The sequence below is a fragment of the Aeromonas sp. 600276 genome (assembly GCF_049175815.1).
GTDB lineage: Bacteria > Pseudomonadota > Gammaproteobacteria > Enterobacterales > Aeromonadaceae > Aeromonas > Aeromonas dhakensis.
On sequence record NZ_JAAKVU010000007.1, the window covers coordinates 173,357 to 193,322 of the forward strand.

A 19,966-nucleotide genomic window follows, 5' to 3' on the forward strand; every position below is an offset into this window, starting at 1 on the left:
TCGTCCTCTGCGAGAAGGGAGTTATCTATGCCTTACCAAACCCTGTTGTCCGGCCTGCAACCCCCTTCGCCCAACCTGGGGGTGATCGAGGGCTTCTTTGGCAAGGGCTGGAGCTGGGAAGCCCGCGCCCGCTACGCCCAGTGGCTGCCCCGCCACGGTTACGGCTTCTATCTCTATGCCCCGAAAGAGGATGGCTATCTGCGCAAGCACTGGGCCAAGCCCTGGCCTGCCGCCCAGCTCGAGGCACTGCGCCAGCTCGCCCGCCAGTGCCGCGACAACGGCCTCGCCTTCGGGGTGGGGCTGAGCCCCATGGGTGCCCACCACGACTATGCCCGCCAGCGACCGGCCCTGCTGGAGAAGGTGCGGCTCATCGAGGAGGAGCTCAAGCCCGACATCCTGGCGATCCTGTTTGACGACATGAAGGGGGATACCCCGGATCTCGCCCACTGGCAGCTCACCATCGCCCACGACATCGCGGCCCATACCAGTGCCGGCCGGCTGCTGTTCTGCCCCAGCTACTACAGCACGGACCCTGTGCTGGAGAAGGTGTTCGGCGCCATGCCCCCCCACTATCTGCAGGATCTGGGGCAGGGGCTGGATCGGCGCATCGACATCTTCTGGACCGGCTCCAAGGTCTGCTCCAGCGAGTACCCGGCGGCCCACCTGCGGCAGACGGCCGAGTGGCTGCACCGCAAGCCGTTCCTGTGGGACAACTACCCGGTCAACGACGGCAGCAAGGCCAGCAGCTTCCTGCACCTGCGCGCCTTCGAAAACCGCCCAGCGGAGTTGGCGGATCTCGTGAGCGGCCATGCGGTCAATCCCATGAAGCAGGCGGCGCTGTCGGCCCTGCCGCTGGCCACCCTGCCCATGAGCTACCGGCTCGGCAAGCAGTACGACCCGGACAAGGCGCTGCACGCCTCCCTCAACGCCACCTGCGGCCCGCAGATCTCCGCCATGATCCAGGCCGATCTGCCGCTGTTTCAGGACATAGGGCTGGCCCAGCTGACCCCTGAGCAGGTGACTCACCTCAAGGCCCGCTATCTGCCGTTTCGCGACCAATCCTGCGTCGACGAGATCCTGCGCTGGCTGGATGGCGAGTACGTGTTCGACCCGGACTGTCTCACCGACTGATCCCCACCCAGGCACATTGCCACAGGAGGCAGCATGGACGCGTCCCTGATTTACCAGAACCTGGCGGTGATCGCCGCCTTCCTGCTCATCTACAGCCTGATCGCCGGGCGCTTTGAATCCCGCCTCATCAACGGCCCCCTGCTGTTCTTGCTGATGGGATGGCTGCTGGGGCCGGGCGGCATCGAGCTGCTCTCCCTCTCCATCGACAGCGACGGCATCAAACTGCTGGCGGAGCTGACCCTGGTCATAGTGCTGTTCAGCGATGCGGCCAACACCAACTGGCAGGTGCTGCTGGCCAACCGCAGCCTGCCCATCCGGCTGCTGCTGATCGGCCTGCCGCTCACCCTGGCGGCCGGCGCCCTGTTCGGTCACTGGCTCTTCCCCGACTTGCCGCTGCTGGAGATGGCGATCCTCTCCACCATACTCGCCCCCACCGATGCGGCGCTCGGCAAGGCGGTGGTGAGCAACCCGGCGGTGCCCGCCCCCATCCGGGAGGGGCTCAACCAGGAGAGCGGCCTCAACGACGGCATCTGCGTACCCGTGCTGCTCCTGCTGCTCGCCCTCATCGCCCCCACCGAGCAGCACAGCGGCACCGGCCTGCTGGCCATCACCCTGCTGCTGGAGGAGATCGGCATCGGCCTGCTGGTGGCCTGGGGACTCACCACCTTCACCCTGCGCCTACTCAAGACCTCCTACCTCAACGGCTGGCAGCTGCCGCTCTGGCGCCAGCTCACCATGCCGGGGCTGGCCCTGCTCTGCTTCGCACTGGCCCAGACCCTGGGCGGCAGCGGCTTCATCGCCGCCTTCGTCGGCGGCCTGCTGATGGGCCGCAAACTGGGGGAGCACAAGCACGCCTACCTGGACAGCTGCGAGGGCTATGGCGATCTGCTCTCTGTGGTGATCTGGATGGTGTTCGGCGCCACCCTGATGCCCATGCTGACGGAGCTGCTGCACTGGCAATACTGGCTCTATGCCGCCGCCAGCCTCACCCTGCTGCGCATGGTGCCGGTCTGGCTGAGCCTGCTCGGCACCGGCCTCAAGCTTGAACTCAAGCTCTTCATCGGCTGGTTCGGGCCGCGGGGGCTGGCCAGCATCGTCTTTGCGGTGATGGTGCTGCAAAATGAGCCGGCCCTCCTCGGCCAGCGCCCCATCATCGCCACCGTGCTCTGCACCATCATACTGAGCGTCATCCTGCACGGTCTCACCGCCAATCCCTGGGTCGCCCGCTTCAAACCCCGTTGAGGGAGTGCCGCCAACAAAAAGCCCCGGACACTGCCCGGGGCTTTCTTTTATCGGACGCAAGGCGTCCATCTCTGCCAGAGCCCTCCCTAGGAGCTCGCGTCCTCGGCCTGCGGCCGATAGACCAGGATCCCCGGCTTGTTCTGCACATACTCCAGGAAGGGGGAGTCCACCACCTGCATCTTGCTCGAGAGGGAGGAGGCATTGCGCAGCACGGGGCCGTTCTCGCCACGGATAAAGATGCCGGTATGAGTGACGTCGAGCCCGGCCAGATCGGTGTAGATGCCAATGTAGTCCCCCTCTTCCAGCAGACTCAGGGTGTTCTCGTCGATGCTGGCGGACGGAATGTAGGTGATGTCCCGCGCCGTCACCCCCAGCCCCGGAATGTAGTGGCCGCCGTCCGCCTTCTGGTTGAGCAGCTTGGCGGTGGTCACCGCGGCGCCGCCCACCAGATGGGTCACGTCGCTCACCTTGTTGTCACCATGCACCCAGTCGGAGAAGAAGTGCTTTCTGGTCAGATAGTTGACCTCACCGTTCACGTAACGAGTGTGCATCAGGTTCTCGATGAAGTGATGCACACTCGTTGCGCGACGCAGCGACTCGACATAATCCAGATAGGTGAAGCAATCGAGCCCGCCAAAATCCACCACCAGCTTCTCCTGCACCTCGTTCGACCCCACCAGCCGGTTGGCCACATAGGGGTTGCCCAGAAACAGGCTGGAGAAGGTCTTGATCGTCTGACCCGGCGCCCCCTGCTGGCGGGCAAACAGCTCGATAAGTTGCGGCTCCTTGATGTTGTAGAAATCGAGGTTCCTCTCTTTGCCGGCAGCCGCCGCGCCGGCAAACAGGAGCAATGCAATACTGGTCAGCCTCATCATCCTTAAATCTCCTTGCTCGAAATGTTAATAAACGGACCCTGTACACCCTCTCGCAGGCGCAAGAGAATGCCATTCGAGACTGACGGCATCCCGGCCGTTTGCAAACCGGATAAATGTAAGCAAATGTGGCCAACCGCCCGCCAGTATACGAAAAAGCCCCGCATGGCGGGGCTTCTCGGCAGTAACAGACCAGCTGGCAAGTGCGGTATCAACCCAACGCCAGCCAGACCCCGACAAACAGCATGAGAGAGCCGGCGATCCGGTTCATCAGGGTGACGTTGCCGCTCTTGGCGAGGAAGTGGCGCAAGGTGCGACCGCCGCTGGCGTAGAGCAGCAGGCAGGAGAACTCGATGAGCAGGATCAGGGCCACCAGGGCGCTGATCTGGGGTGCCATCGGCTTGGCCGCGTTGATGAAGGGGGGCAGCAGGGAGACCATGAAGGCCCACCCCTTGGGGTTGGCGATGGCGGTGACGAAGCCCTGCATGGCCAGCGCCAGCGGCCGCGTCTCCTGGGCGGCCGACAGATCCGCCGGGATCGCCAGCTTGCCCTTGGCCTGCCACATCTGGATGCCGAGCCAGATAAGATAGGCGCCGCCCACGTACTTGAAGGCGGCAAACAGCGCCGGGTAGTTGAGCATGACGGCCGCCACCCCGATCACCGACAGCACAGAGACCAGGCCGACTCCGATGAGCTCGCCCCACATCATGTGCAAGGTGCGGCGCACCCCCAGACTCATGCCGAGGGTCATCGCCAGGGTCATGCACATGCCGGGGGTCACGGAGACAAAAAAGAACGTGGGAATAAACAGCGCCAAAATGGCAGGATCGATCCAGTCGGACACACAACACCTCCATGGTAACAGACCGACGATCTTGCCTATCACACTCATTTAACACAAGAAAAAACCTTTTCAAATAGCCGGTTTTGCACCTTAAAAACCTGTGACAAGCTTTGTCGCGCCTGTGTAAGATGCCGCCTTGTTTCTCTTTTGGGTCAGGATCTTTCATGTCATTGAATAATCTCTCTATCCGTCTGCAAGTACTCATCCCTCTCCTGCTCGCCAGCCTGTTGATGATCCTGATGATCGGGATCGGCAAACAGGACATCGACCGCGCCATCGACGACATGAACGAGACCACCGCCAGCGTGACCCGTCACAAGGACGACATCGCCACCCTGATCCACGCCACCTATCGGCTGCGCACCAACGCCATCTACGGCCTCTACGATCCCGCCCGCTTTGCCCAGCTGCCCAGCGAGCTCTCCGCCGCCGAGCAGGAGATAGGTGCCATCCTGGCCAGACTGGCCATCGCCGGTGCCGAGCAGGACAACAGCCGGGTCGCGGCCGCCCTGCAGGCCTACCTCGGCCACACCCGCAGCAACATGCTGCCGCTGCTGGCCGCCAAGCACCAGGGCGGCGGCGATCCTGCCGCCTATGAGCAGGCCCGCCTGCGCTTTCGCGATCTGGGGGAAGATCTCATCAAGCAGATCGATGCCATGTCCGCCCACGTCAACCAGCTGATCCTGGCTGAAATTGCCGAAGAGCAGGCTCACTACCATGCCACCCTGCTGCGCACCCTGCTGCTGATGGCGGCCAGCCTGGCCGCCGCCCTGTTTGGCGGCTGGTGGCTCTCCGGCCGCATCGTGCGCCCCATCGGTCAGCTGCAGCAGGTGATGCGCGCGGTGGCCCAGGGCCGCTTCAACGTGCGCGCCGCCGCCAACGGCAACAACGAGCTGAGCCAGCTGGCCGCCGACATCAACCAGACCCTGACCCAGCTTGGCAGCACCATCAACACCCTGACCGGCATCAGCGGCAACGTGGCCTCCGCCGCCACCGAGCTCGCCGCCGTGATGACCCAGGCAGAGGTCAATGCCCAGCAGCAGCGCGGTGAGACCGAACAGGTGGCCTCCGCCGTCACCGAGCTGGCCAGCACCGCCGACAACGTCAACCACAACGCCGCCCTGGCCGACGAGCTGGCGCGCGATGCCAACCAGCGGGTCGAAGAGGGGCTGGCACTGTTTGCCGAGAGCATCCAGGCCAACAGCCGCATGGCCAACAGTCTGGAGAGCGCCGCCTCCGTGGTGGCCAGCCTCAAGTCCCAGTCCGAGCAGATCGGCAAGGTGATCGAGGTCATTCAGGGGATTTCCGAGCAGACCAACCTGCTGGCCCTCAACGCCGCCATCGAGGCCGCCCGCGCCGGCGAAACCGGCCGCGGCTTTGCGGTGGTGGCCGACGAGGTGCGCATGCTGGCGGCCCGCACCCAGGACTCCACCAAGGAGATCCAGGCCATCATCGAGCAGCTGCAGAGCCAGTCTCTCTCCGCCAACAGCGGCGTGCAGGATACCCTGGCCATCCTGGCCCACAACCAGCAGCTCTCCGGCCAGGTGCAGGAGCTGCTGGGCGGCATCACGGAGGCGGTCAACCAGATCAACGGCGCCAACGCCCAGGTGGCCACCGCCGCCGAGGAGCAGTCCTGCGTCACCGCCGACATCAACCGCAACATCACCAACATCCACGAGATCGTGAACCAGAACGCGGCCGGTATCAGCCAGAGTGCCGCCGCCAGTCACGAACTGTCACAGCTCGCCGAGCAGCAGCGCAAACAGCTGTCCCAGTTCCAGCTGTGACGCCAACCCGCTGACCAGACAGAGAGGCCCCGCATGCGGGGCCTCTCTGTTAATGACGCTGACGACTTGTTATTGTTTTAAACGCTATTTTTTATGATCAGGCTTCATTGGGGGCTGGGCTACCTCACCAAATATGGGTATGGTAGAGGCACGTCACTCCCCCTCATGCGAGATCATCATGAAGCTGTCCTTCAAGAAACCGGCCTTCATCGGCCTCGGGCTCATCGCCCTCGTCACCGCCATCTGGCTCGACTACTACCTGCCGGAACACACCATCGCCACCATCACAGGGGTGGAGGTGAAGCGCACCGACAAGGATGGCCCCATCAGCCAGAAGAACCCGGCCGACGGCCCCACCACCGACGTCTACTACATCTATACCGAGCGTCCCGGCGAGAAGATCCGCGTGTTCCGCAACGAAGACACCGAGTGGGGCTGGCCCTTCTACTTCAAGTTCAACGCCGCCGACGTGCAGGCCAAGGCCAAGTCGATGGAGTTCGAAAAACGGCTGGCCATCATCACCTCCTACGGCTGGCGCATCAACATGTTCTCCATGTTCCCCAACGTCACCAAGATTGAGAGCACCGAGCCCGACGCTTCCACCTGGAGCTTCTTCCGCTGGTTCTGGTTCGGCATCTGGGCCCTGGTGATGGGCAAGGCTGCCATCGCCACCTGGCGCTACTTCGATCGTCTCGAGGACGAGATATGAGTGAGCCGAGCAAGACGCGCACCAGCTTCTATCGGCGGCTCTACGTGGCCTGGCTCATCAGCCAGGGCACGGATACGGTGCCGGCCATCATGGAGGCGACCGGCATGCCGCGCCGCACCGCGCAGGATACGCTCAGCGCCCTGGCCGAGCTGGACATCAGCTGCGGCTTCGAGCAGACCGAGGGGGCTCGCCATCTGCAGGGGCACTATCGCATCAGTGACTGGGGGCCCATCAATCCCGCCTGGATAAAAGCCCAACTGCCGGTTATCAAGGAGACGCTGGGTTACCCCTAAAGACATCGGCGTCACCCGTCAGTGACTGGGGGACAATCCGAACAACCCGGCCTGGATCAAGGCCCAACTGCCGGTCATCAAAGAGACGCTGGGTTATCCCTAAAGACCTGAGCATCACTCGTCAGTGACTGGGGGACAATCCGCGAAAATGAAAGAGGGCCAGCCGACAAGGCTGGCCCTCTTTCTATCTCCGCCAAGGCGTCGGCCTTGTTTCTACTCGGGGAAAGGCTCCTCCGGCAGCGACTCCTGGCTCTCGCCCCGGGTGCAGTCGATGATGGAGCGCTTGGGGTTGTTGGGATCGCGCAGCAGCAAAGGGGCCAACCCCTCGTCGTGCTTCTGTTCGTCGGAAAACTCGCTGCCGTAGGCATTGTGGGTAAGCCGGCGCGCGTTGGCGATGGGGGTATCCACGAACAGGGCGTGCACCTCGAAGGTGGAGGCCGGAATGAGAAAACCGCTGATGGGTAGGCCGTGCAACTCCTGGCGGGTCTTGTACCAGGCGAAGCCATCCGCCACCTTGTAGGGGGTGTAGTGGTTGAGCTGCGGGTGCGCCGGCTTGCCGGTCTCGCTGTCGAGATAGAGATCATCCAGCTCGCAGGTCGCCAGCCCCTGCCACATCGACTCGAACGGCGTGGCACATCCCGTCAGTTGCAACCCGGCCAACAGTGCCAGCCCTGTCTTCCACATCGCTTCGCCCCTTCTTGCAAGAGTGGAACTGCGTTCAGTCAAAGGCCCGCAGCCGCGTGACCAGCAGATCGATAAAGCCAGCCCGATCCAGCCCCAGCAGCACCAGCGCATTGGCCGGCTTACCGGTCAGACCGTAGCGATCCACCACCGTCATGCCGCTAGTATGGGTGCCGCCGGTTTCGATATCGACCCGGCACTCGACCCCGTGGAACAGCGCGGGAGCCAGCAACCAGGCAATGGTACAGGGGTCGTGCAGCGGCGCGCCAGCAAATCCCCACTTGGGATCCCGGTGGTAGATCATGAAAAAGTCGAGCAGCCCGGCCACGCACTGGGCCACCGGATTGGTGATGGCGCGTACCCGTTCGATGTCCTCGTCCATCACCTGCGCCTCGTGGGTCACGTCCAGCCCGCACATGGTGATGGGGAGCCCCGACTTGAACACCATGTCGGCCGCCTCCGGGTCCACATAAATATTGAACTCCGCCGCCGGGGTCCAGTTGCCGGCTCCCGCCGCGCCGCCCATCAGCACGATGCGGGCGATCTTGGATTTGAGCTCGGGGTGAGCCGCCAGCAGCAGGGCGATGTTGGTGAGCGGGCCGGTCGGCACCAGGGTCACGGGCTCAGGGCTCTCGCGCAGGCACTTGGCCATCAGCTCAAGGGCGGTCATGGCCACGGGGGCAAAGGCGGGATCCGGCAGTTTGGGGCCATCGAGGCCCGACTCGCCGTGGACGTTGTCGGCGATGATAAGCTCGCGAGCCAGCGGCTTGGGGGCCCCCGCCGCCACCGGAATGTCGTCACGCCCCAGCAGGGTCAGGATGCGCAGGGCGTTATTGAGGGTCTTGTCCGGCGTCTGGTTGCCGGCGCTGGTGGTGACCGCCAGCACCTTGAGCTCGGGGCTGGCCAGCGCCAGGATGAGGGCGATGGCATCATCGTGGCCGGGATCGCAATCGAGAATAACGGGCAACGCCATGGACAGGCTCCTTACAACATGACAGGGAGCCATACCTTAGCAAGCCGCGGCTGCATTAACTCTGGAAGGGGTCACAAAATGGCCCCTTCCCTGCGTTATCAAGCAGTTAGTCACAAGACGAGGGCCGCCCCTGCAGTTATTCGCCGTGCCCCGCCGGTTCGGGTATGATCCCCCTCCCTTTTCAGACCGTGCGCCCCATGTCCGCCATCATCGACACCTTCATCGCCCCGCCCTGTGCGGCCGCCATCGAGCTCCTGTTTGAGGATGAGCACCTGCTGCTCATCAACAAGCCGAGCGGCCTACTGAGCCTGTCGGGCAAGAACCCGCAGAACCTCGACTCTGTGCACCACCGGCTGGTGCAGGATTATCCCGGTTGCGCCCTGGTCCATCGCCTCGATTTTGGCACCTCGGGGATCATGCTGGTGGCCAGGAACAAGGCCATCAACGCCCTGCTCTGCCACCAGTTCAGCCAGCGCACCGTGAGCAAGGCTTACAGCGCCCTGCTGTGCGGCCACCTGGCCGAAGACGAAGGGGTGATCGACGCCCCCATCGCCAAGGATCCGGCGCTGTTTCCGCTGATGAGCATCTGCGCCGTCAGCGGCAAGCCCGCCCGCTCCCGCTATCAAGTGATTGAGCGGCTGGAGCAGCAGATTCAGGGACAAACCGTGCCGCTGACCTGGGTCAGACTGGTGCCGGAGACCGGCCGCACCCATCAGCTGCGCATCCACAGCCAGCAGCTGGGCCATCCCATCCTGGGTTGCGATCTCTATGGCGGCCTGCTGCCGCCCGGCTGCACCCAGGCGCCGCGGCTGATGCTGCACGCCAGTGAACTCGACTTTGTTCACCCGGTCAGTGGCGAGCCGATGCAGATCCGCTGTGAGGCACCCTTTGAGCAGGTGCTGGCGGCCATGACGGGGCAACAGGGGTAACGCAGAAAAGAGGGGAAAAGGAGAAGGGGAAAAGCGGTCAACGGCGGCTAAAGATAGGGGCCGCGCTTTCGCAACGGCCCCCACCCCCCACTCGGTACTCTTTGTTACAAAGAGGGCTATCAGATCAGCTTGCGGGCAGCGCCCAGCACGATCTTGATGGCATCAGATTCGGTCTTCGCCATGGTCTCGGCGTTCGGGATCTCTTGCTGGGTACGGTTCACGATGACACCGGCCACCATGCCGGCGCGCAGGCCCTGGCTGGAACACATGGTCAGTAACGTCGCGGACTCCATTTCGAAGTTCAGCACGCCCATGGATTGCCACTCTTTCATGGAACCCTGGAAGCGTTGTACCACGCGGCCGGAGAAGGTGTCGTAGCGCTCCTGACCCGGATAGAAGGTGTCAGAAGAGGCGGTAACGCCCACGTGCAGCTTGGAACCCAGCTCCTTGGCGGTGTTGACCAGCGCAGTGGTGCAGTCGAAGTCGGCCACGGCCGGGAACTCCATCGGCGCGAAGTGCAGGCTGGCACCGTCGAGGCGCACGGAGCCGGTGGTGACGATCACGTCGCCCACGTTCAGGTGCGGCTGGATGGCGCCGGTGGTGCCGATGCGCAGGAAGGTACGGATGCCCAGCTGAGCCAGCTCTTCCACCGCGATGGAGGTGGACGGGCCGCCGATACCGGTGGAGCAGATGATCACGGCCTTGCCGTCCATCTCGCCGCGCCAGGTAGTGAATTCACGATGGCTGGCCAGGTGCACCGGGTTATCCAACAGCTCTGCGATGCGCTTCACGCGCTCGGGGTCACCGGGAACGATCGCCAGGGTGGCGCCTTGCAGATCCGCTTTTTTCAAACCCAAGTGAAATACATCAGACATAGTGGACTCCTGGTTGCTCCCCACCAGCATGGTCAGGGGCAAGTTAAGGTGATTCTTTATGGTACTTTCAAGCCTTCACTCCCCTCGTCGGGGAGGCGCCAACTATGGTCGAAAGCGCTTTCCAATTCCTTGAAGCATCTCACACTTCCTTGCATTGACAGCCACAAATTCGGCGCAAAACGTTTGCTAACTTGATGAATTAATTGAAAAACGTTTTTCTGTTCGCGAACAGGCTAGCGTGCTTGTCAATCCCTGTCGCGGCCCATGTTTCCGGTACGTGATCGAGTCCATAAAGTTGCAAAGCAGATACTATTGACCCCTTTTCATCCCCCCTGACGGTGCTATGTTGGCGCCCGTATACCACTTAATGGCTAATCATACGGAGTCCATCATGGCGACATTCAAGTTCTATATTCCCGCAATCAACCTGATGGGAGCAGGCTGCCTGCAAGAGGCGGCAGCCGATATCAAGGGTTATGGCCATCGCAAGGCGCTGATCGTCACCGACAAGATCCTCAATCAGATTGGCGTGGTGGCCAAGGTGGCCGGCCTGCTGGCAGAACATGGCATTGAAAGCGCAGTTTTCGACGAAACCAAACCCAACCCGACCATGACCAACGTGGAAGCGGGCCTGGCCATGCTCGAGGCCAATGGCTGCGACTGCGTCATCTCGCTGGGGGGCGGCTCTCCCCACGACTGCGCCAAGGGGATCGCCCTGGTGGCCGCCAACGGTGGCAGCATCAAGGATTACGAAGGGGTGGATCGCTCCGCCAAGCCGCAACTGCCGCTCATCGCCATCAATACCACCGCCGGCACCGCCTCCGAGATGACCCGCTTCTGCATCATCACCGACGAGGCCCGCCACGTGAAGATGGCCATCGTCGACAAGCACGTCACCCCGCTGATGTCGGTCAACGACCCCGAGCTGATGCTGGCCAAGCCGGCCGGCCTCACCGCCGCCACCGGCATGGATGCGCTGACCCACGCCATCGAGGCTTATGTCTCCACCATCGCCACTCCGGTGACCGATGCCAGCGCCATCATGGCCATCCAGCTCATCGCCAAACACCTGCGCACCGCGGTCAACCACGGCGACGATCTGCACGCCCGCGAGCAGATGGCCTACGCCCAGTTCCTGGCCGGCATGGCCTTCAACAACGCAAGCCTGGGTTATGTGCACGCCATGGCCCACCAGCTGGGCGGTTTCTACGACCTGCCGCACGGGGTGTGCAATGCCGTGCTGCTGCCCCACGTGCAGGCCTACAACGCCCAGGTGTGCGCCGGCCGCCTGAAGGACGTGGCCCGTCACATGGGGGTGGACGTGAGCGCCATGACCGATGAGCAAGGGGCCGCCGCCGCCATTGCCGCCATCCAGCAGCTGGCCCGCGACGTCAAGATCCCGGCCGGACTAGAGCAGCTCGGCGTCAAGGCTGACGACTTCAACCTGCTGGCCGAGAACGCCCTGAAAGACGCCTGCGGCTTCACCAACCCGAAACAGGCGAGCCACGCCGAGATCGTCGCCATCTTCCGCGCCGCCATGTAAGGGGGCAATGGGCAAAAAGGGTCGCATGGCGGCCCTTTTTATTGGCTGATGGATCAATGGCTTTTTACTTCCGTAGAGGGAGCCGGTATGATTTGCCGAGCTTAAAAAGACTTGAATGGATGATCTGAACTCGATATGCGGATGAAACACCTGATTGCCGCGGCCCTGACCGCCCTCACCCTGTCCGGTTGCAGCCTGGTCTATCGCATCGATATTCCTCAGGGCAACTATGTGGAACAAAAACAGGTCGACAAACTGCGCCAGGGCATGACCCGCGAGCAGGTCGAGTTCGTGCTGGGCTCCGCCATGCTGCGCGATGGCTTTGACCCGAACACCTGGTACTACCTCTATGAATTCCAGCCGGGGCGCGGCGAAAAAGAGCGCAAGGAGCTCACCCTGACCTTCGTCAACGACAGATTGGCCACGGTCACCGGCGACTTCCCGCTGCCAGCGGCCTTCCATACCCCGCTCTGATCCCATCCACAAAACCGGCCTCGCGCCGGTTTTGTTTTAACACCGCCGGCCACCCATTCCCCCCTTGCAGAGGGCTGCCCCTCGCCCAATACTGGCCTCGATTCAATCACACAGGGAGAGCAGCATGAGCAGGATCCTGATCGCCGGAGCCACTGGCCTTATCGGCCGCGAGCTGGTGCGGCAACTGCCCGCGGAGCATGAACTGACCCTGCTCTGCCGCAAGCCCGGAGAGCCGCAGCCCGCCCACCACTGGCTGCCGGTCAATTTCGATATGCTGGCCGAGGTGAATCTGCCCGAACCGGTGGATCTCGCCTTCTGCTGCCTTGGCACCACCCGCAAGGAAGCGGGCTCCGCCGAGGCCTTTCGCCAGGTCGATCTTGACTATGTGCTGGCCTTTGCCGAGCTGGCCAGCCGCCACGGCTGCCAGCGGCTGGTGGTGGTCTCGAGCCTGGGGGCCAACCCGCACTCCCCCGCCCTCTATCCCCGTACCAAGGGGGAGATGGAGCAGGCTCTGCTGGCCCAGCCCTGGCAGCGGCTCGCCATCGTGCGCCCCGCCATGTTGCTGGGGGATCGCCAGCCACCGCGCCGCTCGGAGCAGTTTTTCCAGGCCATCTACCCCTTGCTGAAACCGCTGCTGGTCGGCAGGTTGCGCCGCTGGCGCGCCATCGAGGCCGGCCAGGTGGCCCGCGCCATGATAGCCCTCTCCCGCCAGCCCGCCGGCTGCGAAGTGGTCGAGAACGAGCGGCTGCTCCAGCTGTAGCGAAGCGTCTTAACTTGGCAGGTGGATAACGGGATCAAAAAAGGCGCCAAGGCGCCTTTTATATGCGGTGCCGTGCCAGTGCTGGCACTTTTTATACGAAGTATCATGCCTGCCAATACAGGCATTTAGTCAGAGTGTTTGCGGTTGGCATTGGGCCGGCCGCCGGTCACCACGTCGGCACGCCCCTCCTCCTTGGCCTTCTCGGCGCGCTTCTTGCGCATCTCCTTGGGATCGGCGATGAGCGGGCGGTAGATCTCGATGCGATCGCCATCTTGCAGCAACTCGGCGCCCTTGACCGGCCGGCTGTAGATGCCGAACTTGTTGACCGCCAGATCGATCTCGGGATGCTTGCTCATGATGCCGGACTGCTCGATGGCGGCCTGCACCGTCGTGGTCGGCGCCACCCGCAGCCGCAGCACTGTTTGCTGCTGAGGCAGGGCATAGACCACTTCGATATTGAGTTGATCAGGCACCGTACACCACCTTGGCGCGGTTGGAGAAGGCCAGCACCATGGAGCTCACCAGGTCGCGGAAGATCTGGCCAAACGCCAGCTCGATGAGTTTGGAGGTAAATTCGAAGTCGAGATCGAACTCCACCTTGCAGGCATCCACGTCCAGCGGGGTGAAGGTCCACCAGCCCGCCAGCTTGCTGAAGGGCCCCTCCACCAGCTCCATCTTGATCTGCCGGTTGGCCTCGAGCAGGTTGCGGGTGGTAAAGGTCTTGGCAATCCCGGCCTTGGCCACATCGACCGACGCCGTCATATAGTCATCGCCGGTTTCGTGGACACGGCTGCCGACACAACCGGGCAGGAACTCCGGATAGGCGTGAACATCATTGACCAGCCTGAACATCTGTTCTGCGCTGAACATCACCAGGGCACTGCGAGTAATACGGGGCATGGCTTTTCCTCATCCAATCGCCGCGATTTTATCACCATGTTTGCGCTTTTGGAGGTAAAACCTCGGTCAAACTGCTCATAAAGCCATCAGTTGACCCGCTGCGCGTTTTACAGCCGCCCTTGCCCACGTATAATGCCCTCCTCCCAGTCATTGCCGGAAATCGCCCGTCATGAGCAAAAAAAACAGTAAAAACAAAGCCGGGTCCAACACCATTGCACTCAACAGAACCGCGCGCCACGAATACTTCATCGAAGAGAAGATCGAGGCCGGTCTGTCCCTGCAAGGGTGGGAAGTCAAATCCCTGCGGGCGGGCAAGGCCAACATCAGCGAAGCCTATGTCATCTTCCGCGATGGCGAGGCCTACCTGTTCGGCTCCAGCTTCCTGCCACTGCAGGCTGCCTCCAGCCACGTGGTGTGCGACCCGACCCGGACCCGCAAACTGCTGCTGAGCCGTCGTGAACTCGACAAGCTCGAAAGTCTGATCGCCCGTCAGGGCTATACAATCGTGCCGCTCGCCCTCTACTGGAAACAGTGCTGGGTCAAGGTCGAAATCGGCCTGGTGAAGGGCAAGAAAGAGCACGACAAGCGCGAAGACACCAAGGCCCGCGAATGGGATCGGGAAAAAGCGCGCATCATGAAGAACAAGCACCGCGGCTAATCCGCGTGATGCTGCAAGGTCCGGGCTCCTGCCCGGACTTTTTCTTTTCCGGCCCGCCGCTTACCCGCTCCCGCCAGGCGTGCGCACAATAAATCGGCAAACAGAGCAGCTCCCTGCGGGAATGACCATCAACGCCTTGCCATGGCAGGATTTTTGCGTACAATCCCTCTTAACAACTTGGGGCTGATTCTGGATTCGACAAGATTCACGAAACCCAAGGTGCATGCCGAGGTGCGGTAGGCCTCGTTAATAAACCGCAAAAAAATAGTCGCAAACGACGAAAACTACGCACTGGCAGCTTAATAACCTGCGCAGAGCCCTTCTACCCTAGCTTGCCTGTGTCCTAGGGAATCGGAAGGTCATCCTTCACAGGATCGTGTGGAAGTCCTGCTCGGGGCGGAAGCATTAAAACCAATCGAGCTAGTCAATTCGTGGCGTGTCTCTCCGCAGCGGGTTGGCGAATGTAAAGAGTGACTAAGCATGTAGTGCCAAGGATGTAGTAATTTTGGACGGGGGTTCAAATCCCCCCAGCTCCACCAAACGTTTGGAAAGGGCCACTTCGCAAGAGGTGGCCCTTTTTGTTTGTCTATGTTGTTCACAAAGACCCAACCTGTTGGCTTTTCGAGATCACTCTCACGGATTGATGGCTCTACTGTGAAGGCAAAACCAGTAATATAACGCACTGGTTCATAAGGATTCGTCATGCGCTTAGAGGATGCCTGCAGCCAACATTTCACCTTCGAGATGCTGTTTCACTGTGGTGAAACCTGGCAACGCCTCCAGTGCCCAAACTTGCCGGAACAAACCGAAAGCTGGTTGGCCTACCGTGAACTGGCAACGCATATTCTCGATCCGCTGGTAGAAGCATTTGGCCACCCATTGCTGACCTATGGGTTTTGCGGGGTAACACTGCGCAAAGCTATTCTTTCCAACGCCTCCCCCGGAATAGCTCCCACACTGGATCAACATGCGGCCTGTGAACTCAATCAGCGAGGAAGAGTTGTCTGTCCTCGGCAAGGGGCCGCGGTTGATCTGATATACCCAGGGAAAAACAGCTATCAGGTAGCCCTTTGGTTGGCGCAGCACACCCCGTTTGATCGTCTCTATCTCTATGGCCCAGACCGGCCACTGCATATCAGCTATGGGCACGAACAAAACCGTGCCTTGGTCGAACTCACCACTCACCATGAAAGGCGAATTCCCAAGCGGCTGACACTCACCCAACTCAAAGGAGTGTGCCGATGCTGACCCCCGAGCACTTCACGCAACTGGTCGCAGCCCTGCCATACAAAAAAGTGCTGCCTGACGCGGTCTATCTGCACAAAGAGACCCTGGCCACGACCAGCCCACAGCTCTACCGCTTTATATGTGCGGTGGCACAAGCGCTCAAACTGCCGGAATGTGAATGGGATCTAGTCAAGTTGGCAAAGCAGGACTTTCGGCTATCCCTGCTCAGCTACCCCACCTTCTTCGAAGAGGCCTACCCCAGCCTCAAGCAGAGCGTGACCGTTGATCTGGCCAAACTGAGCCATACCGTTACCTGCTACGACAGCCAAGACAATCCCCCCATTCTGCATCGCAAAGAGTGCATGCTGACCCCCGATCACCCACAGGCAGAGAGCTGTCGCCAGGTCACCGAAGAGGGAGAGTTGGCGGGACTTTACAATCATCCCCACATGATTGGCTTCAAAGCATCGTGGGAGTGCCTTATCGCAAGACATGGCTACCAACTGGTTGATGGACGCCTGTTTCGCACCTCCGCCCTGCCGCCTGAAGAGGGTGGCCCACAGATTGATCGCCATAAAACGGCGCTGGTTCGCCATGAACTCTCGACCCCCATAAAGATGCTGGCACGCCATGGTTATCTCAACGGCGACTATGCGCTGTTTGATTACGGTTGCGGCCGGGGGGATGACCTGCGGGAACTGGAAGCACACGGTATTGACGCGCTGGGCTGGGACCCGAACTTTCGCCCAGATGGCGAGAAGGTGGTCTCCCATCTGGTCAATCTCGGTTTTGTGATCAATGTGATTGAGGATCAAGATGAGCGAATGGAAGCGCTGCTCGGTGCCTGGGAGCTGACCCAAACACTGCTGGTTGTCTCGGCCATGCTGGCCAACGACAGCTTTATTGCCCAGTTCACCCCTTATAAAGATGGCGTCATCACCTCGCGCAACACCTTTCAGCGCTACTACAACCAAAGCGAGCTCAAGCACTACATAGACAGAACACTGGATGAAAATGCCATTGCCGTGGGGCCAGGCATCTTCTATGTGTTCAAAGACAAGCTCGAAGAGCAACGCTTTTTGGCACTGCGTCAACGCAGAAGCCACAGCTGGCAGCAGCTGACCTCGCCCACGCCCAACCACCAGGCCGCAGCAGCACTGCTGATCACTCGCCATCAACCACTGTTTGAAGCCTTCTGGCAACGGGCGCTGACCCTTGGCCGAATCCCGGCCAATGACGAATTTGAACAAAGCGATGAGTTAAGAGAGATAGCAGGCAGCCATCGTAAAGCCATGACCCTGCTTGGCCAGCATTTTGACCTTGCCCAGTTAAAGCAGGCCGAGCTGGAACGGCAGCAAGATTTGCAGGTCTACCTGGCACTCAACCTGTTTGGTAAACGCCATGCTTATACCCAGTATCCCAGCGAGCTGCAGCGGGATATCAAAGCCTTTTTCGGTGGCAACCCGCAGGCACAACAGGCAGCCAGAGCACTGCTCTACCAGATTGCGGATATCGCCCTCATCAACCAGGCCTGCGAGCTGGCCCATCAACAGCTCCCCAACAGCCTGCTCTATCCCAGCCATTCACTGCTGCTGCACAAATGCTTTATTCCGCAATTACCGCCGCTGCTGCGTGTCTACCTCGGGGCGGCCTGCCAGCTCTACGGTGACTTGACCGATATCGACGTGATCAAGCTGCACATCCGCTCAGGCAAGGTGAGCCTGATGGGGTATGACGACTTCAGCAAGCCCATCCCCCATCTGGTGGAGCGGGTCAAGATCAAGATGGCCGAGCAGGAGGTCGATTTCTTTGACTACATCAATGAGCAGACCCGGCCACCACTGCTCAACAAAAGCTATCTGATGGCACCGGATGATCCGAGCTTCAAGGCACAACGAGCACTGGAGCAAAGATTGAGCAAATTACTATCAGTAGACTTGGCTCAGGACCTCAACCTGAGCCGCTCCCAATTTAACAGTGCATTAGATCATGCTGATATGAAAATCATTGGTTACCGAATACATCGAGGCAAAAAACGTTAATTGATAAACAATGAGGCATCAAAATCAAATACATCAATGAGCTGGCGCTGAACACCAATTCCTTTATCTATCATAATATCTGCCAGTTGCTCACCATCAATCAGAATAATAGGCACACAGCCAGGCTTGAATGAAATTTCCTCAGCTTCTTTGGTAAATCCGCTGGTCGTCATGAATATTCCCTGCTCAAAGTCGCCGGTAATATCACCCCGAAATGCAGATACTGACGGACGCCCAACCTTATTATCTTCTGCATATCGCTTGCATTGCACTGCTACGCGCATTTCAGCAAGCCCCATTTTCAACAATCCTCTTACATCAATGCCGCCATCTCGACCACGAGATGTTAACTCCATACGAGTAAATCCATATTTTGATAAAAATAAGCGACAAAACGATTCAAACTGCTCAGGAGAAAAGCTCCGCAGGCTGCTTAAAATTTCAGCTTTTACTTTCTCACGCTGGACAGCAGCCAAATCAAGGATCTGCTCTATATAGTTCTCAACTTCCTGAGCAGAGCGTTGCTGTTCCGAAGAAGAGGTATTCTGTTCAGGCTGTAGGACTTCTTTCACATCTGACAGCAGCTCATATGACCCATCATCGTTCTTTTGGAAAAAACGCTGCTTATGCATGGAACCTAGTGACTTGTTGGCACAGTGGCGATCCATGGTGACACGAATCACCGAGTGAGGTGATTTGGCCCCAAACTCATATAGCTGATGTGTCACGATTACGTCATACACCTCATCTACCGAGGCAGAATGCCCAATCAATAACAAAGCCTGCTTAGCTGCTTCAACGATGGTTCGATTAGTCACTGTAATTTCTTAATCCGATCAACAAGTTCTACCAATGGTATGTCTTTTGTCATGTGGCACCAAGAGATCCGTATCGCACCTTCAATTCTTTCTTCATCTAGACCCATAGCCATCAAGACATGGCTGGGCACATAGCTTTGAGAGGTGCATGCAGAACCATTCGATAACGCAACGATACCTTTAAGCACAACGAGTGCCGCTTCAGAGTTGATCCCAGGAATTGAGACATTCAAAACATGACTAGCCGTGTTCTGGCCATTTTCAATACACCCGAGCGGGCGAAGGGCAGAACGTAATTGCTCCTTGATCTGCTCGCAATAACGACGACGCTGCTCGCTATCGCGTTTGGCTTCTTCACAGGCTTGACCTAAACCTGCAATCAAGGCAACAGGAAGAGTGCCTGGGCGCAAGCCTCTCTCCTGCCCACCACCAAACATCAGCGGGGTAAGAGGTGCCCTTTTAAAATTGCGCCGCTTCAGTAACAAAGCACCCACACCTTTTGGAGCATACATTTTATGACCACTGACACTGATCATGTCGATACGTGGATCTTCAAGAACCTCAGAATATTTTCCATAGCTTTGAGCCGCATCTACATGGAAAAAAGCATCATGGGAAGTAAGCACTTCGCACAACTCGCTGATTGGCTGAATAGACCCAGTTTCGTTATTAATGTGCATGATCGAAACCAGCGCGGTGTCGGGGCGCAATGCATCACGAAGATGCGCAGGATCCACCATGCCTGAAGAATCCATCGGCAAATACGTGACCTCAAATCCTTTAGCCTCAAGTTGAGCAATTGGTTCCAATACAGCCTTATGCTCAATAGGAGTTGTGATGATATGTTTGCGTCCCTGTTGTTCCGCATATTGAGCCAGTCCCAAAATAGCTAAATTGTTGCTTTCGGTTGCACCGCTGGTGAAATAGACATCAGACTTGTCAGCACCAACAACAGCTGCAACCTGCCCTCTCGCCCTCTCAACAGCTTGCTTTGCTACAACCCCGAACTCATGAGTACGGCTCCCAGAATTGCCATATTCCTCAGTCATATAGCGTATGACAACCTCTGCGACCCCTGAAGAAACCGGTGTTGTCGCATTGCAATCCAAGTAAACTGCCATTATCCTTGCCACCTCTTTCAATGTTCGTACGTACACACGACTTTTGTTCGAACCCATCGACATGGTGTCACATACAGTGTGGAGCGC

At 59.7% G+C, this 19,966-nt stretch carries 21 protein-coding genes and 1 other RNA gene; 13 read left to right on the forward strand and 9 right to left on the reverse strand.

What is annotated here, in order from left to right; genetic code table 11:
* Nucleotides 1-27: 27 nt before the first annotated feature.
* Together G5134_RS09445 and G5134_RS09450 are read left to right on the forward strand one after the other, a co-directional pair.
* The gene (locus tag G5134_RS09445; protein ID WP_065017454.1) at nt 28-1,131 is read left to right on the forward strand and encodes a beta-N-acetylglucosaminidase domain-containing protein; all 1,104 of its coding nucleotides are present in this window, start codon (nt 28-30) and stop codon (nt 1,129-1,131) included.
* A gap of 33 nt (nt 1,132-1,164) precedes the next feature.
* Nucleotides 1,165-2,373, forward strand: coding sequence for a cation:proton antiporter (locus G5134_RS09450; protein WP_065017455.1), 1,209 nt, complete (start codon nt 1,165-1,167; stop codon nt 2,371-2,373).
* A gap of 86 nt (nt 2,374-2,459) precedes the next feature.
* On the opposite strand, the gene G5134_RS09455 is transcribed toward G5134_RS09450, so the two are convergent.
* Both G5134_RS09455 and G5134_RS09460 read right to left on the reverse strand, forming a co-directional pair.
* The gene (locus G5134_RS09455; RefSeq protein WP_005298979.1) at nt 2,460-3,248 is read right to left on the reverse strand and encodes a DUF1460 domain-containing protein; all 789 of its coding nucleotides are present in this window, start codon (nt 3,246-3,248) and stop codon (nt 2,460-2,462) included.
* Nucleotides 3,249-3,456: 208 nt separating this feature from the next.
* Nucleotides 3,457-4,089: a LysE family translocator gene (locus tag G5134_RS09460; protein ID WP_017786084.1), complete on the reverse strand. Its 633-nt coding sequence runs from the start codon at nt 4,087-4,089 to the stop codon at nt 3,457-3,459.
* 164 nt (nt 4,090-4,253) lie between these two features.
* Here G5134_RS09460 and G5134_RS09465 point away from each other — a divergent pair, with 164 nt between their 5' ends.
* From G5134_RS09465 to G5134_RS09475, 3 genes are all read left to right on the forward strand, one after another.
* On the forward strand, nt 4,254-5,876 hold the full coding sequence (locus G5134_RS09465; RefSeq protein WP_065017456.1) for a methyl-accepting chemotaxis protein: 1,623 nt from the start codon (nt 4,254-4,256) through the stop codon (nt 5,874-5,876).
* A gap of 178 nt (nt 5,877-6,054) precedes the next feature.
* Nucleotides 6,055-6,585: a DUF1523 family protein gene (locus G5134_RS09470; protein WP_010634531.1), complete on the forward strand. Its 531-nt coding sequence runs from the start codon at nt 6,055-6,057 to the stop codon at nt 6,583-6,585.
* The gene (locus tag G5134_RS09475) at nt 6,582-6,878 is read left to right on the forward strand and encodes a winged helix-turn-helix domain-containing protein (RefSeq protein ID WP_005298972.1); all 297 of its coding nucleotides are present in this window, start codon (nt 6,582-6,584) and stop codon (nt 6,876-6,878) included. The genes G5134_RS09470 and G5134_RS09475 overlap by 4 nt, the downstream gene beginning before the upstream one ends.
* 213 nt (nt 6,879-7,091) lie before the next feature.
* On the opposite strand, the gene G5134_RS09480 is transcribed toward G5134_RS09475, so the two are convergent.
* On the reverse strand, nt 7,092-7,562 hold the full coding sequence (locus tag G5134_RS09480) for a hypothetical protein (protein WP_005298971.1): 471 nt from the start codon (nt 7,560-7,562) through the stop codon (nt 7,092-7,094).
* Nucleotides 7,563-7,596: 34 nt separating this feature from the next.
* The gene (rihA, locus tag G5134_RS09485) at nt 7,597-8,532 is read right to left on the reverse strand and encodes a pyrimidine-specific ribonucleoside hydrolase RihA (RefSeq protein WP_065017457.1); all 936 of its coding nucleotides are present in this window, start codon (nt 8,530-8,532) and stop codon (nt 7,597-7,599) included.
* A gap of 164 nt (nt 8,533-8,696) precedes the next feature.
* Here rihA and G5134_RS09490 point away from each other — a divergent pair, with 164 nt between their 5' ends.
* Nucleotides 8,697-9,461: an RluA family pseudouridine synthase gene (locus G5134_RS09490; protein WP_065017458.1), complete on the forward strand. Its 765-nt coding sequence runs from the start codon at nt 8,697-8,699 to the stop codon at nt 9,459-9,461.
* 119 nt (nt 9,462-9,580) lie between these two features.
* Here the strand turns inward: G5134_RS09490 and udp are convergent, their stop codons facing one another.
* The gene (gene udp, locus G5134_RS09495) at nt 9,581-10,336 is read right to left on the reverse strand and encodes a uridine phosphorylase (protein WP_005298967.1); all 756 of its coding nucleotides are present in this window, start codon (nt 10,334-10,336) and stop codon (nt 9,581-9,583) included.
* 391 nt (nt 10,337-10,727) lie between these two features.
* Between udp and yiaY the strand changes: the two genes are divergently transcribed.
* The 3 genes from yiaY to G5134_RS09510 all read left to right on the forward strand — a co-directional run bounded on the left by yiaY (nt 10,728) and on the right by G5134_RS09510 (nt 13,113).
* On the forward strand, nt 10,728-11,879 hold the full coding sequence (gene yiaY, locus G5134_RS09500) for an L-threonine dehydrogenase (RefSeq protein WP_065017459.1): 1,152 nt from the start codon (nt 10,728-10,730) through the stop codon (nt 11,877-11,879).
* Between the two features lie 135 nt (nt 11,880-12,014).
* Complete coding sequence (locus G5134_RS09505; RefSeq protein ID WP_005298963.1) at nt 12,015-12,353, forward strand: outer membrane protein assembly factor BamE; 339 nt, start codon at nt 12,015-12,017, stop codon at nt 12,351-12,353.
* Between the two features lie 124 nt (nt 12,354-12,477).
* Entirely contained in the window at nt 12,478-13,113 is a 636-nt protein-coding gene (locus G5134_RS09510) for an NAD(P)H-binding protein (protein ID WP_065017460.1), read from the forward strand.
* A gap of 125 nt (nt 13,114-13,238) precedes the next feature.
* Here G5134_RS09510 and G5134_RS09515 read toward each other — a convergent pair whose 3' ends face one another.
* Both G5134_RS09515 and G5134_RS09520 read right to left on the reverse strand, forming a co-directional pair.
* Nucleotides 13,239-13,586, reverse strand: a complete 348-nt coding sequence (locus G5134_RS09515) for an RnfH family protein (protein ID WP_065017461.1) — start codon at nt 13,584-13,586, stop codon at nt 13,239-13,241.
* The gene (locus tag G5134_RS09520) at nt 13,579-14,013 is read right to left on the reverse strand and encodes an SRPBCC family protein (RefSeq protein ID WP_005298951.1); all 435 of its coding nucleotides are present in this window, start codon (nt 14,011-14,013) and stop codon (nt 13,579-13,581) included. Before G5134_RS09520 ends, G5134_RS09515 begins: the two co-directional genes overlap by 8 nt.
* A gap of 169 nt (nt 14,014-14,182) precedes the next feature.
* Between G5134_RS09520 and smpB the strand changes: the two genes are divergently transcribed.
* The 4 genes from smpB (at nt 14,183) to G5134_RS09540 (ending at nt 17,940) form a co-directional block, all read left to right on the forward strand.
* Entirely contained in the window at nt 14,183-14,671 is a 489-nt protein-coding gene (gene smpB / locus G5134_RS09525; RefSeq protein ID WP_025201963.1) for an SsrA-binding protein SmpB, read from the forward strand.
* A gap of 179 nt (nt 14,672-14,850) precedes the next feature.
* Nucleotides 14,851-15,210: a transfer-messenger RNA gene (ssrA, locus tag G5134_RS09530) on the forward strand.
* Nucleotides 15,211-15,373: 163 nt separating this feature from the next.
* Nucleotides 15,374-15,919 (forward strand): hypothetical protein, encoded by a 546-nt coding sequence (locus G5134_RS09535; protein WP_156559784.1) that lies wholly within the window; start codon nt 15,374-15,376, stop codon nt 15,917-15,919.
* Entirely contained in the window at nt 15,913-17,940 is a 2,028-nt protein-coding gene (locus G5134_RS09540; RefSeq protein ID WP_421231974.1) for a DNA phosphorothioation-associated putative methyltransferase, read from the forward strand. Before G5134_RS09535 ends, G5134_RS09540 begins: the two co-directional genes overlap by 7 nt.
* Here the strand turns inward: G5134_RS09540 and G5134_RS09545 are convergent.
* Complete coding sequence (locus G5134_RS09545) at nt 17,937-18,758, reverse strand: restriction endonuclease (RefSeq protein WP_211162445.1); 822 nt, start codon at nt 18,756-18,758, stop codon at nt 17,937-17,939. The genes G5134_RS09540 and G5134_RS09545 overlap by 4 nt on opposite strands.
* Nucleotides 18,755-19,879: a cysteine desulfurase DndA gene (gene dndA, locus G5134_RS09550; RefSeq protein WP_421231975.1), complete on the reverse strand. Its 1,125-nt coding sequence runs from the start codon at nt 19,877-19,879 to the stop codon at nt 18,755-18,757. The genes G5134_RS09545 and dndA overlap by 4 nt, the downstream gene beginning before the upstream one ends.
* Nucleotides 19,880-19,966: the final 87 nt, after the last annotated feature.

What these genes read in the sequence shown, in the direction of transcription:
- G5134_RS09520 (WP_005298951.1), bottom strand. Translation starts at nt 14,013, where the DNA reads ATGCCCCGTATTACTCGCAGTGCCCTGGTGATGTTCAGCGCAGAACAG.
- dndA (WP_421231975.1), bottom strand. Translation starts at nt 19,879, where the DNA reads ATGGCAGTTTACTTGGATTGCAATGCGACAACACCGGTTTCTTCAGGG.
- G5134_RS09475 (WP_005298972.1), top strand. Translation starts at nt 6,582, where the DNA reads ATGAGTGAGCCGAGCAAGACGCGCACCAGCTTCTATCGGCGGCTCTAC.
- G5134_RS09535 (WP_156559784.1), top strand. Translation starts at nt 15,374, where the DNA reads ATGCGCTTAGAGGATGCCTGCAGCCAACATTTCACCTTCGAGATGCTG.
- udp (WP_005298967.1), bottom strand. Translation starts at nt 10,336, where the DNA reads ATGTCTGATGTATTTCACTTGGGTTTGAAAAAAGCGGATCTGCAAGGC.
- G5134_RS09470 (WP_010634531.1), top strand. Translation starts at nt 6,055, where the DNA reads ATGAAGCTGTCCTTCAAGAAACCGGCCTTCATCGGCCTCGGGCTCATC.
- rihA (WP_065017457.1), bottom strand. Translation starts at nt 8,532, where the DNA reads ATGGCGTTGCCCGTTATTCTCGATTGCGATCCCGGCCACGATGATGCC.
- G5134_RS09480 (WP_005298971.1), bottom strand. Translation starts at nt 7,562, where the DNA reads ATGTGGAAGACAGGGCTGGCACTGTTGGCCGGGTTGCAACTGACGGGA.
- G5134_RS09490 (WP_065017458.1), top strand. Translation starts at nt 8,697, where the DNA reads ATGATCCCCCTCCCTTTTCAGACCGTGCGCCCCATGTCCGCCATCATC.
- smpB (WP_025201963.1), top strand. Translation starts at nt 14,183, where the DNA reads ATGAGCAAAAAAAACAGTAAAAACAAAGCCGGGTCCAACACCATTGCA.
- G5134_RS09465 (WP_065017456.1), top strand. Translation starts at nt 4,254, where the DNA reads ATGTCATTGAATAATCTCTCTATCCGTCTGCAAGTACTCATCCCTCTC.
- G5134_RS09450 (WP_065017455.1), top strand. Translation starts at nt 1,165, where the DNA reads ATGGACGCGTCCCTGATTTACCAGAACCTGGCGGTGATCGCCGCCTTC.
- G5134_RS09540 (WP_421231974.1), top strand. Translation starts at nt 15,913, where the DNA reads ATGCTGACCCCCGAGCACTTCACGCAACTGGTCGCAGCCCTGCCATAC.
- G5134_RS09510 (WP_065017460.1), top strand. Translation starts at nt 12,478, where the DNA reads ATGAGCAGGATCCTGATCGCCGGAGCCACTGGCCTTATCGGCCGCGAG.
- G5134_RS09505 (WP_005298963.1), top strand. Translation starts at nt 12,015, where the DNA reads ATGCGGATGAAACACCTGATTGCCGCGGCCCTGACCGCCCTCACCCTG.
- G5134_RS09445 (WP_065017454.1), top strand. Translation starts at nt 28, where the DNA reads ATGCCTTACCAAACCCTGTTGTCCGGCCTGCAACCCCCTTCGCCCAAC.
- yiaY (WP_065017459.1), top strand. Translation starts at nt 10,728, where the DNA reads ATGGCGACATTCAAGTTCTATATTCCCGCAATCAACCTGATGGGAGCA.
- G5134_RS09455 (WP_005298979.1), bottom strand. Translation starts at nt 3,248, where the DNA reads ATGATGAGGCTGACCAGTATTGCATTGCTCCTGTTTGCCGGCGCGGCG.